The sequence below is a fragment of the Mycobacterium sp. 2-64 genome, from assembly GCF_035918375.1.
Lineage (GTDB): Bacteria > Actinomycetota > Actinomycetes > Mycobacteriales > Mycobacteriaceae > Mycobacterium > Mycobacterium intracellulare.
Window position 1 is genome coordinate 1,556,770 of sequence record NZ_CP142361.1, and the last position, 13,994, is coordinate 1,570,763.

The following is a 13,994-nucleotide window of genomic DNA, read 5'->3' on the forward strand; positions in this document are numbered from 1 at the left end:
TGACGCCGGCGATCACCGCAACTTCTGGGCGAATTCGATGACGTGGCCGTCCGGGTCGGCGATGTGGAGCGTCCTTTCACGCCAGGGCCGGTCCACCGGTCCGGTGAGGATCTCGGCACCGAGGTGCCGCAACCGTTCCGCCTCGCTGTCCACGTCGTCAACCAGGAAACCGATCTCGCCGCACGGCGGGTTGCCGCCCTCGCGGCCGATGAGCTCCGGCAGCTTCGACCGCTCGAAAAGCGAGAACTTGGTGTTGGCCGTCTCGAACTCGACGTAGCCGTCGCCTTCGATCCGTACCTGCAGCCCGATCACGTCGCGGTAGAACGTCACCGACCTCGTGAGCGACTCCACGTAGTGGATGACGTAGTCCACGCGACGCATGAAACACCTCGGCGCGTGCTAGCTCACCGGTCGCCGTCGGCCCGAGCCGTATCGAGGCGAACGACGCGCAATTCGCCGTGCGCGAGGCAGGCAGCATAACCGTGGTGCTTGCTGTAGAGCTCCCACGCGATGGCGTTGTCGTTGGACGGCACGTCGATCTGGTGATAGTCGGAGAACTCGAGATGGAGATCTCCGGTGTCGGACCAGACGGCACTCGTGCAGCTCGATCCGGCGAAATCGAAGAGCGGACGCAGTTGACCCGCCGGGTGGTTCGGGTCGATGGCGATCACTTCGGCGGGTGAGGTTTCGATGGCCGGCAGGGTCAGACGCATCGGTGCCGTGATCACCAGCTCGTTGTAGTCCTCGAAATTCAGCACCAGACCGTCGCGGAACATGATCCGCTGAACCGCACAGCCCTCGAGCCACTGCTCGATCACTTTCTGTTCGGTCATAGATTCCACTCTGGCCCCAATTTGGCACATGCACAACCGTGGTGGGCCATGCCGTACCGGCTCACGACGTCTCGGCGTTGAGCCGGCGGACGGCGTCGATGCGCGCCCGCAGCTGTTCGCGGCTCGCGGCGGCGATCGGGGGGCCGCCGCAGCGGCGCCGCAATTCGTTGTGGATCCAGCCGTGCGGCTTGCCCGTCCGGTGATGGGCGATCGAGACGAGCGCGTTGAGCTCGCGGCGCAGCTCGCGAAGCTGGCCGTGCACCGTGGCCGACGGGGTTTCGACGGCACCCGGCGATCCGGTCTCCTGGTGCAGCCGGGCCCGCCGCTGCAGCTGTTCGTCCTGGCGCTGGTGCAGCAGCGCACGCATCTGCTCGGCGTCGAGCAGGCCCGGGATGCCGAGGTAGTCGGCCTCCTCGTCGCTGCCCGCCGGCGCGGCGGTGCCGAACGATGATCCGTCGAAGATGAGCTGATCGAGCTCCGCGTCGGCGCCCAGCGAGGTGAACCCCTTGTCGAGGTCGCTCTTCTCGTCCTGCGTCTTGGTTGCGGGATCGCCGTCGAGGGGATCGCCCTCGGATTCCCGGTGCGGCTCGCCGAGCACGTGGTTGCGCTGCGCCTCCAGCTCGCTGGCCAGCTGCAGCAGGTTGGGCACCGACGGCACGAAGATGCTGGCGATCTCGCCCGGGCGCCGCGACCGCACGAACCGGCCGATGGCCTGGGCGAAGAACAGCGGGGTCGAGGCGCTGGTGGCGTAGATCCCGACCGACAGCCGCGGCACGTCGACGCCCTCGGAGACCATGCGCACCGCGACGAGCCAGCGGCTGGTGCTCGCCGCGAACTCGCTGATGCGCGCCGACGAGCCGGGGTCGTCGGAGAGCACCAGCGTCGGCGCCTCGCCGGTCAGCTTCGTCAGCAGGGTGGCATAGGCGCGGGCCGCGGTCTGATCGGAGGCGATGATCATGCCGCCGGCGTCGGGCACGTGCGTGCGCAGCTGGCGCAGCCGCAGGTCCGCGGCGGTGATCACCGCGGGCATCCACTCGCCGGCGGGATCCAGCGCCGTGCGCCACGCCCGCGCGGTCTGCTCGGCGGACAGCGGCTCACCCAGTCGGGCGGCGTGCTCCTCGCCGGCGCTGTCGCGCCACCGGGCCTCCCCGGAGTAGGCGAGGAAGACCACGGGCCGGACCACGCCGTCGGCCAGGGCGTCGGTGTAGCCGTAGGTGTGATCGGCCTGCGACCGCCGTATCCCGTCGGGACCGGCCTCGTAGGTCACGAACGGGATGGGGCTGTCGTCGCTGCGGAAGGGCGTGCCCGTCAGTGCGAGCCGGCGGGTGGCGTCGTCGAACGCCTCGCGGATGGCGTCGCCCCAGGTCTTGGCGTCCCCGCCGTGATGGATCTCGTCGAAGACGACCAGTGTCTTGCGCTGCTCGGTGCGGACCCGGTGCAGCGTGGGATGCGCGGCGACCTGCGCGTAGGTGACCATGACGCCGTGATACTCCGGCGCGATCCGCGGGTTGGCGTTGGAGAATCTCGGGTCCAGGGCGATGCCGTGCCGCGCCGCGGCCTGCGCCCACTGCACCTTGAGGTGCTCGGTGGGCACCACGACGGTGACCTGCTCGACCGCGCGCTGGCCGAGGAGTTCGGCCGCCACCCGCAGCGCGAACGTCGTCTTGCCGGACCCGGGGGTGGCTACCGCCAGGAAGTCGCGCGGCTGGCCGGCGAGATATTTGACGAGCGCCCTGCGCTGCCAGCCGCGCAGCACGGCGGTGCCGCTGTCGTCGCCCTGGTCGGTGTCGGTCCGCGCTTGGATGCTGCTGGCCGGCATCGACACAGGCCCCCCAATCGTTGCTGTTCGACACGGCCAGCTCGGTTGAGTGGCGGCTGTGAAATCTAGCACGCCAACGCTTTTCGATGTTGGAGCGACTCGACTCGCTATCGTGCGTGGGTCACCGCTTCGTGGGTCTGCAGCCAGTCGCGGATGCGTTCGGCGACGTCGGCCCAGCCCGGCTCGAGCATCATGTTGTGGCCCATGGAAAAGAATTCCGGCTCGGTGCCGTAGGCCCGCGCGGTGGCGCGCACGTCGCCGGGGCTGACGAAGCCGTCGTGCTCGGCGCCCAGGACCAGGATCGGCGTCGTCACCCGCCGGGTCCGGACGCGGCGGACCATCGGATCGGTCATGGCGGCGCGCACGCTCTCGGCCCCGGCCTGTTGCCGGCAGGCCTCGACGATGTCCTCGGGTGTGTCGGCGCAGAAGAGGTATTCGCGGGCCAGCGCCGGGGTGGCCAAAAATTTCAGCAGCGTGGGATCGTTCCAGGCTTCCATGGTCATCGACGGCCGGCGGCGCCAGACGCGCAACGCCATTTTGAGCACGCCCTGCGGCGGCACCGAGCCCACCAGCACCGCGGCCGGGGCGCTGCGCTCTTCGAGGTAGCGCTGGATCACGAACCCGCCCAGGGAGTGCCCGATCAGGATCGGCGCGCCACCGAGGTCGTCGGCCACCGAACGGACGTCCTCGATGTAGTCGGCGATGGACACCTTGCGCAACGGCTTCGCGGTGGGGCTGGTGCCGTGCCCGCGCAGGCTCACCGCGACCGTGCGGTAGCCGGCGTCGGCGAAGAAGTCCTGGAAGTGTTCCCAGCACCACGCGCCGTGCCACCCGCCGTGGACGAAGAGCAGGGGCACCGGGTGCTCGGCAGTGCAGGACCCTTTGTCGATCAGCTCGAGCATCAGGTCATTCCCTTCGCTAGTCCCTGCCGAAACATAAGCCACGCCGACGCGTGTCCGGGGCGGATTCGTGCCGACCGGGACGGCCGAGCGTGCGGCCGCGCGCGCACTCGCGGCCGAATGGGCGGCGGGCCGCACACTCGTCGTCCGCGCGGCAAGCTGCGCCCGGCGGCGTGGGTCGCGCTTGCGGTGCCACTAGGCTGGCGGGGTGTTTGAATCGCTGTCCGACCGATTGACCGGCGCCCTCGCGGGGCTACGTGGCAAGGGTCGACTGACCGACGCCGATATCGAGGCCACCACCCGCGAGATCCGGCTGGCGCTGCTGGAAGCCGACGTGTCGTTGCCCGTCGTGCGCGCCTTCGTCACCCGGATCAAGGACCGCGCCAAGGGCGCCGAGGTCTCGGGTGCCCTCAACCCGGCGCAGCAGGTCGTCAAGATCGTCAACGAAGAACTCATCGGCATCCTGGGCGGACAGACCCGCCAGCTGGCGTTCGCGAAGACGCCGCCGACCGTGGTGATGCTCGCCGGCCTGCAGGGTTCCGGTAAGACGTCGCTGGCCGGCAAGCTGGCGGCCTGGCTGCGCGGGCAGGGCCACACCCCGCTGCTGGTGGCGTGCGACCTGCAGCGCCCGGCCGCGGTCAACCAGCTGCAGGTGGTCGGCGAGCGGGCCGGGGTGCCGGTGTTCGCGCCGCACCCGGGTGAATCCCCGGGGTCCGGACCCGGCGACCCGGTCGCGGTCGCCGCGGCGGGAATCGCCGAGGCCAACGCCAAGCACTTCGACGTCGTCATCGTCGACACCGCCGGCCGGCTCGGCATCGACGACGAACTGATGGCGCAGGCCGCGGCCATCCGCGACGCCATCGACCCCGACGAGGTGCTCTTCGTCCTGGACGCGATGATCGGTCAGGACGCCGTCACCACCGCCGAGGCGTTCCGCGAGGGCGTCGGCTTCACCGGGGTGGTGCTCACCAAGCTCGACGGCGACGCCCGCGGTGGCGCGGCGCTCTCGGTCCGCGAAGTGACCGGTGTCCCAATCCTTTTCGCCTCCACCGGCGAGAAGCTGGAGGACTTCGACGTCTTCCATCCCGACCGGATGTCCAGCCGCATCCTGGGCATGGGCGACGTGCTGAGCCTGATCGAGCAGGCCGAGCAGGTCTTCGACGCCGAACAGGCAGAGGCCGCCGCGGTCAAGATCGGCACCGGCGAGCTCACGCTCGAGGACTTCCTGGAACAGATGCTCGCCATCCGCAAGATGGGCCCGATCGGCAACCTGCTGGGCATGCTGCCCGGGGCCGGGCAGATGAAGGACGCGCTGGCCCAGGTCGACGACCGCCAACTCGACCGCCTGCAGGCCATCATCCGCGGTATGACCCCCGCCGAGCGCGCCGACCCGAAGATCATCAACGCGTCGCGGCGGCTGCGCATCGCCAACGGTTCGGGCGTCACGGTCTCGGAGGTCAACCAGCTGGTCGACCGCTTCTTCGAGGCCCGCAAGATGATGTCGTCCATGCTCGGCGGCATGGGCATCCCCGGGATGGGCCGCAAGTCCGCGACGCGAAAGTCCAAGGGCGCCAAGGGCAAGGCGGGCAAGAAGGCCAAGAAGGGCGGGCGGGGCCCGACGCCACCCAAGGCGAGAAACCCGCTGGCCGCCGGCATGCCGGCCGGGTTCCCCGACCTGTCGCAGATGCCCGAGGGTCTCAACGAGCTGCCGCCCGGGCTGGCCGACTTCGATCTGTCCAAGCTGAAGTTCCCGGGCAAGTCGTGACCGGAAGAAACTAGCCGCCGTGCGCCTGCACGTGCGGGGCGTGGGACTGCCCGACGAGACCGAGATCCAACTGTGGATCGTCGACGGCCGCATCAGCACCGAACCCATCGCCGGCGCCGACACCGTCTTCGACGGCGGATGGATCGTGCCCGGGCTGGTGGACGCGCACTGCCACGTCGGCCTGGGCCATCACGGCGAGATCCCGCTCGACGAGGCGATCGCCCAGGCCGAGACGGAACGCGACGTCGGGGCGTTGTTGTTGCGGGACTGCGGATCGCCCACTGACACGCGCAGCCTCGACGACCGCGACGACATGCCCCGCATCATCCGCGCCGGCAGGCATCTGGCCAGACCCAAGCGCTACGCGGCGGGGTTCTCGCGCGAACTGGAGGACGAGTGGCAGCTGCCGGACGCGGTCGCCGAGGAGGCGCGCCGCGGCGACGGCTGGATCAAGCTCGTCGGCGACTGGATCGACCGCGGCGCCGGCGACCTCGCGCCACTGTGGTCCGACGACGTCCTGGCGGCCGCGATCGAGGCCGCCCACGCCCACGGCGCCCGGGTCACCGCGCACGTCTTCAGCGAGGACGCGCTGCCCGGCCTGATCAACGCCGGCATTGACTGCATCGAACACGGCACCGGCCTGGACGACGACACCATCGAGCTGATGGCCTCCCGCGGCACCGTGCTGGTTCCCACGCTGGTCAACGTCCTCGAGAATTTCCCCGGCATCGCCGAGGCCGCCGCGAAGTATCCGGCCTACGCCGCCCACATGCGCGACCTGCACGCGCGCGGCCCGTCGCGTATCGCCGCGGCGCGGGAAGCCGGCGTGCAGATATATGCCGGAAGTGACGCCGGCACCATGGTCGCGCACGGTCGCATCGCCGACGAGGTCGAAGCGCTCAAGGGCATCGGCATGAGCCCGACGCAGGCGCTGGGGGCGGCCTGCTGGGACGCGCGCCGCTGGCTCGGCCGCCCCGGCCTCGACCACGGCGCCTCGGCCGACCTGCTGTGCTTCGCCCGCGACCCGCGGTCGGGGCCCGCCGTGCTGAACAATCCCGATCTGATCATGTTGCGCGGCAAGATCTTCCGTTCACCGGCGTAGCCGGCGCGTCGCGGTCGCCGCGGCCGCTCGGTGACGCAGACTCACCAGCGGGTCCGGGCGCCGCCGCGCTGCGCGAAGAAAAGATTGCGAGTGCTTGCTATCTATGTTAGCGTTCGGCAACGATGACCGGAAGGACGCCATGGCCTACGACGTGATCATTCGCGACGGATTGTGGTTCGACGGCACCGGCGCCGCGCCGCTCACCCGCACACTGGGCATCCGCGACGGTGTCGTGGTCGCCGTCTCGGCCGAGGCGCTGGACGAGACCGGTTGCCCCGAGGTGATCGAGGCGGCCGGCAAATGGGTCGTGCCCGGCTTCCTCGACGTGCACACCCACTACGACGCCGAAGTGCTGCTGGACCCCGGCCTGCGCGAGTCGGTGCGCCACGGTGTCACCACCGTGCTGCTGGGCAACTGCTCGTTGTCGACCGTCTATGCCGATTCCGAGGACGCCGCCGATCTGTTCAGCCGAGTGGAGGCGGTTCCGCGCGAATACGTCTTCGGCGCGCTGAGTTCGGGCCGGACGTGGTCGACGGCGGCGGAATACGTCAAGGCGATCGACGCCCTGCCGCTGGGCCCCAATGTCGGTTCGCTGCTTGGTCATTCGGACCTGCGCACCGCGGTGCTCGGACTGGAACGGGCCACCGACCCGACGATTCGGCCCACCGACGACGAGCTGAAAAAGATGGCGGCGCTGCTCGACGAGGCGCTGGACGCCGGGCTGCTCGGCATGTCCGGGATGGACGCGGCCATCGACAAACTCGACGGCGAACGTTTCCGGTCCCGCGCGCTGCCGTCCACCTTCGCGACCTGGCGGGAACGGCGCAAACTCATCAAAGTCCTGCGCAAGCGCGGCCGGATCCTGCAGAGCGCGCCGAATCTTCAGAACCCGATCCTGTCGCTGATGTTCTTCTTGACCAGCAGCCGAATCTTCGGGCGCGGCAAGGGAGTCCGGATGAGCATGCTGGTCTCCGCGGACGCCAAGTCGATGCCGCTCGCCGTGCACACCTTCGGGCTCGGCACCCGGGTGCTCAACACCTTGCTGCGGTCCAGCGTGCGGTTCCAGCACCTGCCGGTGCCGTTCGAATTGTATTCCGACGGAATCGATCTGCCGGTGTTCGAGGAGTTCGGGGCGGGCACCGCAGCGCTGCACCTGCGGGATCAGTTGCAGCGCAACGAACTTCTGGCCGACGAGGCCTATCGTCGTCGGTTCCGCCGCGAGTTCGACCGCATCAAGCTAGGACCGTCGCTGTGGCACCGCGACTTTCACGACGCGGTCATCGTCGAATGCCCCGACGCGTCGTTGATCGGCAAGAGCTTCGGTGCGATCGCCGACGAGCGTGGCCTGCACCCACTGGACGCGTTCCTCGACGTGCTCGTCGAAAACGGCGAGCGCAACGTCCGGTGGACCACCATCGTGGCCAACCACCGGCCCAAGCAGCTCGACAAGCTCGCCGCCGACCCCAGCATCCACATGGGTTTCTCCGACGCCGGCGCGCACCTGCGCAACATGGCGTTCTACAACTTTGCACTGCGCATGCTCAAGCGCACCCAGGACGCGCACCGGGCCGGGGCGCCCTTCCTGTCGATACAGCAGGCGGTGCACCGGCTCACCGGCGAACTGGCCGAGTGGTTCGGCATCGACGCCGGCACGCTGCGGGTCGGCGACCGCGCGGACTTCGTGGTCATCGACCCGGCCGGTCTCGACGAATCCGTCGACCGCTACCACGAGGAAGCGGTGCCGTTCTACGGTGGCCTGCGCCGCATGGTCAACCGTAACGACCACGCCGTCGTCGCGACCGGCGTGGGCGGCGTCGTCGTGTTCGGCGGGGGCCGATTCCGCGACGGCTACGGGCAAACCGTGACGTCGGGCCGCTACCTGCGGGCCGGCGAGCGCGCCCGCCGACCACAGGGCGCCCTGACCCAGAGCGCCTGACATGGCCAGAACCCAGCAACAGCGCCGCCAGGAAACCGTCGGGCGGCTGCTCGACGCCTGCATCGCCACCATCATCGAGGTCGGCTACGCCCGGGCGTCCGCCGCGGTGATCACCAAGCGGGCCGGGGTGTCGGTGGGCGCGCTGTTCCGGCACTTCGACACTATGGGCGACTTCATGGCGGCGACGGCGTCGGAGGTGCTGCGCCGCCAGCTGGAGTCGTTCACCAAGGGGGTCGCCGAGATACCCGCCGACCGGCCGGCCCTGGAGGCGGCCCTGGGGATCCTGCGTGACATCACCAGCGGTCCGGCCAACGCCGTCATCTATGAACTGCTGGTGGCCGCCCGCACCGACGAAAAGCTCAGGGAGACTTTGCAACACGAGCTCGGGCAGTATGCGGCGAAGATCCACGACGCCGCCCGGGCGCTCCCGGGCGCCGAACGCTTCCCCGAGGACACCTTCCCGGTGTTCGTGGCGCTGATGACCAACGTGTTCGACGGCGCCGCCGTGGTGGAAGGCGTGCTGCCGCAACCGGACATCGCGGCCCAGCGGATCCCGGTGCTGATGGCGCTGCTGACCGCCGCGCTGCCGGATTGAGCTGCGCGAGCGGCGATTACAGCGAGCCGATGCCGGCCTGCGGGCTTTGCGCGAATCCCCAGTCGAACAACGTCGCCGCCTGATCCCAATACGACGGCCCGCCCTCTTTCACCAACCCGTACATCATGGCGATCACCAGCCGGCGGCCACCGCGCGCGGCGGCGCCGACGAAGGTCTTGCGGGCGGCGTTGGTGAACCCTGTCTTGCCGCCGATCGCGCCGGGGTAGCGCTGCAGCAGTTCGTCCTGGTTGGTGATGAGGCGGTCGCCGTTATCGCCGGGGAACATCGCCGACGGCTCGGCGGTGATCTGCGCGAACACCGGGTTGGCCATCGCCGCGCGGAAGATCACGGCCAGGTCGTGCGCCGTGGACGAGCCCGACCCGCCCGGGCCGTCGAGGCCGGACGGCGTCGCCGCGTGCGTGTTGGTGGCGCCCAGCGAGGCCGCCTTGGCGTTCATCTTGGCGACGGTGACGTCGGGGCCGCCCAGCATGTGGGCCAACGTGTTGGCGGCGTCGTTGCCCGAGACCAGCAGCAGGCCGTCGAGGAGCTGGCGCGCGGTGTAGGTGCGGCCCGGTTTGATGCCGACGCAGTTGCATTCGACCTGGGTGTCGGCGACGTCGGCGACCACCGTGGAATCCAGGCTCACCGAATCCAGGACCACCTGGGCCAGCAGCGTCTTGATCGTGCTCGCCGGCGGGTGGGCCACGTTCTGGTCGCGGCCGGCGAGCACCTGACCGCTGTCCAGATCGGCGATGATCCACGTCTGCGCCGGGCCGTCGGGGATGGGGATCGAGCCGATCGGTTGGCTGCTGTCGGCGCGCGAGAGGGGGACAGGGGCACCGAACGCGACGACGGCGAGCAGCGCCGCGGCCATCCCGGACACCGAGCCCACGAGCTTCCGCATGGGCCGAGAGTCTAACTTCCGGCCCTTGTCGCCGCGGATTTTCGTCTACTGTCCGATGCATGTTGAGCCTGGCCGAGATATCCGACCGCCTTGAGATCCAGCAGCTTCTGGTGGATTACTCCACCGCCATCGACAACCGCCGCTTCGACGACCTGGACCGGGTGTTCACCCCCGACGCCTACATCGACTACACGGCGCTGGGCGGCATCGAGGGGCACTATCCCGAGGTCAAGAAGTGGCTGGCCGAGGTGCTGCCCAACTTCCCGGTGTATGCCCACATGCTCGGCAATTTCTCGGTACGCATCGACGGGGACACGGCGTCGTCGCGGGTGATCTGCTTCAACCCGATGGTGCTCGGTGGCGATAACGAGCAGGTGCTGTTCTGCGGCCTCTGGTACGACGACGAGTTCGCGCGCACCCCCGAGGGCTGGCGGATGACCCGGCGCGTGGAGACCAAGGTCTTCCAGAAGGTGATGTGAGGCTCGACCGGATGGTGGCGACCCGCCGCGCCCGGCTGCGCCGCGCTTGCGATCGCCACAATTTCTGATCGCCGCCCCTGGTCTGGCACAATAGGCGGCTGTCCGCCGAGCGATCACGCATCGCCGGCCGGTCAGAAACGCGAGGCAAAACCGGATCCGGGCATTCCCGCCCCGATCGCTGAATTGCAGCGTGACACACACAGGAGAAGTCGCTTAACCATGGCTGTCAAGATCAAGCTCACCCGGCTTGGCAAGATCCGCAATCCCCAGTACCGCATCGCCGTCGCCGACGCGCGGACCCGGCGCGACGGTCGCTCCATCGAGGTCATCGGCCGGTATCACCCGAAGGAAGACCCGAGCTTCATCGAGATCGACTCCGAGCGCGCCCAGTACTGGCTGTCCGTGGGTGCCCAGCCCACCGAGCCCGTCCTCAAGCTGCTGAAGATCACCGGCGACTGGCAGAAGTTCAAGGGCCTGCCCGGGGCCGAGGGCCGCCTGAAGGTCAAGCCCGCCAAGCCCAGCAAGCTGGAGCTGTTCAACGCCGCGCTGGCCGAGGCCGAGGGCGGACCGACCACCGAGGCCGCGAAGCCGAAGAAGAAGTCCCCGGCGAAGAAGACCGCGAAGGCCGCCGAAGGCGAGTCCAAGGCCGAGTCCGAGGGCGCCGCGCAGACCGCCGAGACGAAGCCGGCCGAGGCGCCCGCCGAGGGCGGCGAGCAGGCCGAGTCGACCACCGAGAGCTGACCGCGGCGATGAGTACGGTTGTCGTTGACGCTGTTGAGCACCTGGTTCGCGGGATCGTTGACAACCCCGACGACGTCCGGGTGGACATGGTGACCAGCCGCCGGGGGCGGACGGTCGAGGTCCACGTCCACCCCGACGACTTGGGCAAGGTGATCGGCCGCGGCGGTCGCACGGCGACCGCGCTGCGCACGCTGGTCGCCGGTATCGGCGGTCGCGGCATCCGCGTCGACGTGGTGGACACCGACCAGTAGAGAACCCCGGTGGAATTGACCGTCGGGCGCGTCGTCAAAGCGCACGGGATCGGCGGCGAAATCGTCGTCGAAATCCGCACCGACGACCCGGACGCCCGGTTCGCGCAGGGTAATACGTTGCGCGGCAAGGCGTCTCGCGGCGGTGGGGAGCGGGATTTCGTCGTCGAGAGCGCGCGTGAACACGGCGGGCGGCTGCTGGTGCGGCTGGCCGGCATCAGCGACCGCGACGCCGCCGACGCGCTGCGCGGCACCCTGTTCGTCGTCGATTCCGACGATTTGCCGCCGATCGACGAGGCCGACACCTACTACGATCACGAACTCGAAGGCCTGCACGTGCGGACGATCACGGGCCGAGACGTCGGTGTCGTCGCCGAGGTCCTGCACACCGCCGCGGGGGAGTTGTTGGCGGTGCGGCGCGAATCCGGGGAGGCGTTGGTGCCGTTCGTGACCGCGATCGTGACGTCGGTGTCGCTGGACGACGGCACCATCGAGATCGATCCGCCCGAAGGCCTCCTGGATCTGTAGGGCCTTCGAGATGAGAATCGACGTCGTCACGATCTTTCCCGCCTACCTGGACCCGCTGCGGCAATCGTTGCCGGGCAAGGCGATTCAGTCCGGGCTGGTCGATTTGGCGGTACACGACCTGCGGCGGTGGACGCACGACGTGCACCGTTCGGTCGACGACGCCCCCTACGGCGGCGGTCCGGGGATGGTGATGAAGGCGCCGGTGTGGGGTGATGCCCTCGACGAGATCTGCTCCGGCGAAACGCTTTTGGTGGTCCCGACGCCGGCCGGGGCCCTGTTCACGCAGGCCACCGCCGCGCGCTGGAGCGCCGAGAAGCACCTGGCGTTCGCCTGCGGTCGCTACGAGGGCATCGACCAGCGGGTCATCGAGTACGCCGGGCGGCGCATGCGGGTGGAAGAGGTCTCCATCGGCGACTACGTGTTGCCGGGCGGGGAGTCGGCGGCCGTCGTGATGATCGAGGCCGTGCTGCGGCTCCTCGACGGCGTCCTGGGCAATCCCGCGTCGCGCCACGACGATTCGCACTCGCCGGCGCTGGACCGCCGCCTGGAGGGGCCGAGCTATACCCGTCCGCCGACCTGGCGGGGGCTGCAGGTCCCCGAGGTGCTGCTCTCCGGTGACCATGCGCGAATCGCCGCGTGGCGACGGGAGATCTCGCTGCAGCGCACCCGCGAACGCCGCCCGGAGCTGCTTGAGCTCGGCGACGATGCGGTCCGCGAAGTGGACCGAGGAGGAGCCGGGCCGTCGGCTTGAGCTCGGCGACGATGCGGTCCGCGAAGTGGACCGAGGAGGAGCCGGGCCGTTGGCTTGAGCGGAAGACTAGAGGCCGCGCGCCACCGCGTCGATGCGGCCCTCGGGAAAGATCGTCTTGACCGCCCGGGTGATGGTGTCCCGCGCCGTGGCGTCGTCGGAGGCCTGCAGGGACTGCACCACCATGATGTAGCGGCGGTCGGCCCCGATCACGCCCGTCGACAGGTGCATCCAGTCGCTGCCGATGCAGCACATCCAACCCTGCTTGACGGCGACCGGTTCGGCGTACAGGCCGTCCGGGATGCCGAACCGCTGTGGGTAGCCGTCGACGCCGTTGGGGGTGGACTGGGCCAGGTCGTTGACGATGATCTTGGCCTGGTCGGCGGGCAGGCCGCCGGAGCCGTCCAGCAGCATCTCGTAGTAGCGGATCAGGTCGGTCACCGAGCTCATCGTGTTCCACCAGCGCCCGTCGCTGGGCGGGGTGGTGGACGCCAGGCCGTAGCGGGCGGCCACCTCGGAGATGATGGCGGACCCGCCGCCCTGCCCCCAGAACCGCTCGGCGGCGCCGTCGTCGGAGGACTGCAACATGATGTCGAGCGCCTGGCGGTCCTCGGCGCTCAGGGCGGCCTTGCCCTCGGCCTGGTGCAGCAACAGGTCGTCGGCGATGAACAGCTTCGCCACCGACGCGGTGCCCACGACCTGGCCGTTGCCGTTGGAAACCAGCTGGTGGGTGCGGCGATCGAGGATGGCCACCGACAGCGCGGCGCCGCTCGCGGCGGCCTCCTCGGTGGCCTGATGGACGCGCTCCTGCAGCGGGGCGGACCCCGCGCCCGGCAGCGCCTGGGGCGGCTGGGGCTCCTGCGGCGGTGTGGCGGCCTCGAGCATCAGCGCCGCCGACTGCGGTGGTGCGGGTGCCGGCCGCTGCGGGATGACCCGAACGGGCGCGTTGATAGGCAGGCTGTACACCTTGGCCTGAACCAGCGCCTCGGAACCGGCGGCAACCAGCAACGTCACCGCCGCGGTGGCGGTGAGCAGCGTCAGTGGCCGTACCCGCATTCCACTCCTTCGGCGCGACTTCGGACGTGACTTGGACACAGTGCAGCGGTGCGGACCCTCGCGCGCCACCCGTACCGGCCGTCACGCAATGGTGCGGGTAGCGCGTTCCGACCCCAGTCATATGTACCATTCACCAGCGCATTCGGCTCGCCGCGAACCGCCGACTTCGTGTGATTTTCGCGGCACGCGCACCGTCTGGCACAATTGACCAGTTGTCTCCAGCGGCTGCAGGCCGCCTGCGCCATTTCCCGCCCGCTGCGAGATACGCCAGAAAGCCCATCGGCTCGGCGACCGCCTCACACCTACGTGTGGGTAGCTGCCGTCGGCCGCGACCTCAAGGA

15 protein-coding genes are annotated in these 13,994 nt (G+C 69.6%); 9 read left to right on the forward strand and 6 right to left on the reverse strand.

All coding sequences use genetic code 11. The features are described from left to right. Positions 1-12 precede the first annotated feature (12 nt). The 4 genes from QGN31_RS07535 to QGN31_RS07550 form a co-directional block, all read right to left on the reverse strand. Complete coding sequence (locus tag QGN31_RS07535) at positions 13-381, reverse strand: VOC family protein (protein ID WP_036429395.1); 369 nt, start codon at positions 379-381, stop codon at positions 13-15. A gap of 23 nt (positions 382-404) precedes the next feature. Then, on the reverse strand, positions 405-833 hold the full coding sequence (locus QGN31_RS07540) for a DUF6188 family protein (RefSeq protein WP_008258924.1): 429 nt from the start codon (positions 831-833) through the stop codon (positions 405-407). 61 nt (positions 834-894) lie between these two features. Further along, positions 895-2,658 carry a DEAD/DEAH box helicase gene (locus QGN31_RS07545; RefSeq protein ID WP_014942644.1) on the reverse strand — a complete coding sequence of 588 codons (1,764 nt, stop codon included), beginning with the start codon at positions 2,656-2,658 and terminating at the stop codon, positions 895-897. Between the two features lie 101 nt (positions 2,659-2,759). Continuing rightward, a complete protein-coding gene (locus QGN31_RS07550; protein WP_009955181.1) occupies positions 2,760-3,554 on the reverse strand; it encodes an alpha/beta hydrolase in 795 nt (264 codons plus the stop codon). 205 nt (positions 3,555-3,759) lie between these two features. Here QGN31_RS07550 and ffh point away from each other — a divergent pair, with 205 nt between their 5' ends. The 4 genes from ffh to QGN31_RS07570 all read left to right on the forward strand — a co-directional run bounded on the left by ffh (position 3,760) and on the right by QGN31_RS07570 (position 8,949). Further along, a complete protein-coding gene (ffh, locus tag QGN31_RS07555) occupies positions 3,760-5,316 on the forward strand; it encodes a signal recognition particle protein (RefSeq protein ID WP_009955183.1) in 1,557 nt (518 codons plus the stop codon). A 19-nt stretch (positions 5,317-5,335) separates the two neighbouring features. Further along, positions 5,336-6,418 (forward strand): amidohydrolase family protein, encoded by a 1,083-nt coding sequence (locus tag QGN31_RS07560; protein ID WP_014385467.1) that lies wholly within the window; start codon positions 5,336-5,338, stop codon positions 6,416-6,418. 103 nt (positions 6,419-6,521) lie between these two features. Further along, positions 6,522-8,354 carry an N-acyl-D-amino-acid deacylase family protein gene (locus QGN31_RS07565; protein WP_020188524.1) on the forward strand — a complete coding sequence of 611 codons (1,833 nt, stop codon included), beginning with the start codon at positions 6,522-6,524 and terminating at the stop codon, positions 8,352-8,354. 1 nt (position 8,355) lies between these two features. After that, complete coding sequence (locus QGN31_RS07570) at positions 8,356-8,949, forward strand: TetR/AcrR family transcriptional regulator (protein WP_014385466.1); 594 nt, start codon at positions 8,356-8,358, stop codon at positions 8,947-8,949. A gap of 16 nt (positions 8,950-8,965) precedes the next feature. Here QGN31_RS07570 and QGN31_RS07575 read toward each other — a convergent pair whose 3' ends face one another. Beyond that, positions 8,966-9,853, reverse strand: a complete 888-nt coding sequence (locus QGN31_RS07575) for a D-alanyl-D-alanine carboxypeptidase family protein (protein ID WP_009955186.1) — start codon at positions 9,851-9,853, stop codon at positions 8,966-8,968. A gap of 59 nt (positions 9,854-9,912) precedes the next feature. On the opposite strand from QGN31_RS07575, the gene QGN31_RS07580 reads away from it, so the two are divergent. From QGN31_RS07580 to trmD, 5 genes are all read left to right on the forward strand, one after another. Continuing rightward, on the forward strand, positions 9,913-10,332 hold the full coding sequence (locus QGN31_RS07580; RefSeq protein WP_009955187.1) for a nuclear transport factor 2 family protein: 420 nt from the start codon (positions 9,913-9,915) through the stop codon (positions 10,330-10,332). Positions 10,333-10,551: 219 nt separating this feature from the next. Continuing rightward, positions 10,552-11,073, forward strand: a complete 522-nt coding sequence (gene rpsP, locus QGN31_RS07585) for a 30S ribosomal protein S16 (protein ID WP_014382972.1) — start codon at positions 10,552-10,554, stop codon at positions 11,071-11,073. An 8-nt stretch (positions 11,074-11,081) separates the two neighbouring features. Then, a complete protein-coding gene (locus tag QGN31_RS07590; protein ID WP_003878715.1) occupies positions 11,082-11,324 on the forward strand; it encodes an RNA-binding protein in 243 nt (80 codons plus the stop codon). A 9-nt stretch (positions 11,325-11,333) separates the two neighbouring features. Then, on the forward strand, positions 11,334-11,849 hold the full coding sequence (gene rimM / locus QGN31_RS07595; protein WP_014942641.1) for a ribosome maturation factor RimM: 516 nt from the start codon (positions 11,334-11,336) through the stop codon (positions 11,847-11,849). 10 nt (positions 11,850-11,859) lie between these two features. Next, entirely contained in the window at positions 11,860-12,600 is a 741-nt protein-coding gene (gene trmD, locus QGN31_RS07600; protein ID WP_014942640.1) for a tRNA (guanosine(37)-N1)-methyltransferase TrmD, read from the forward strand. A 66-nt stretch (positions 12,601-12,666) separates the two neighbouring features. Here the strand turns inward: trmD and QGN31_RS07605 are convergent, their stop codons facing one another. Further along, entirely contained in the window at positions 12,667-13,653 is a 987-nt protein-coding gene (locus QGN31_RS07605) for a hypothetical protein (RefSeq protein ID WP_014385463.1), read from the reverse strand. Positions 13,654-13,994 lie beyond the last annotated feature (341 nt).

Excerpts from the sequence above, each read along its gene's own strand:
- QGN31_RS07540 (WP_008258924.1), bottom strand. The coding sequence starts at position 833 with ATGACCGAACAGAAAGTGATCGAGCAGTGGCTCGAGGGCTGTGCGGTT.
- QGN31_RS07605 (WP_014385463.1), bottom strand. The coding sequence starts at position 13,653 with ATGCGGGTACGGCCACTGACGCTGCTCACCGCCACCGCGGCGGTGACG.
- QGN31_RS07535 (WP_036429395.1), bottom strand. The coding sequence starts at position 381 with ATGCGTCGCGTGGACTACGTCATCCACTACGTGGAGTCGCTCACGAGG.
- rpsP (WP_014382972.1), top strand. The coding sequence starts at position 10,552 with ATGGCTGTCAAGATCAAGCTCACCCGGCTTGGCAAGATCCGCAATCCC.
- QGN31_RS07570 (WP_014385466.1), top strand. The coding sequence starts at position 8,356 with ATGGCCAGAACCCAGCAACAGCGCCGCCAGGAAACCGTCGGGCGGCTG.
- QGN31_RS07550 (WP_009955181.1), bottom strand. The coding sequence starts at position 3,554 with ATGCTCGAGCTGATCGACAAAGGGTCCTGCACTGCCGAGCACCCGGTG.
- QGN31_RS07580 (WP_009955187.1), top strand. The coding sequence starts at position 9,913 with ATGTTGAGCCTGGCCGAGATATCCGACCGCCTTGAGATCCAGCAGCTT.
- trmD (WP_014942640.1), top strand. The coding sequence starts at position 11,860 with ATGAGAATCGACGTCGTCACGATCTTTCCCGCCTACCTGGACCCGCTG.
- QGN31_RS07565 (WP_020188524.1), top strand. The coding sequence starts at position 6,522 with ATGTTAGCGTTCGGCAACGATGACCGGAAGGACGCCATGGCCTACGAC.
- QGN31_RS07575 (WP_009955186.1), bottom strand. The coding sequence starts at position 9,853 with ATGCGGAAGCTCGTGGGCTCGGTGTCCGGGATGGCCGCGGCGCTGCTC.
- QGN31_RS07590 (WP_003878715.1), top strand. The coding sequence starts at position 11,082 with ATGAGTACGGTTGTCGTTGACGCTGTTGAGCACCTGGTTCGCGGGATC.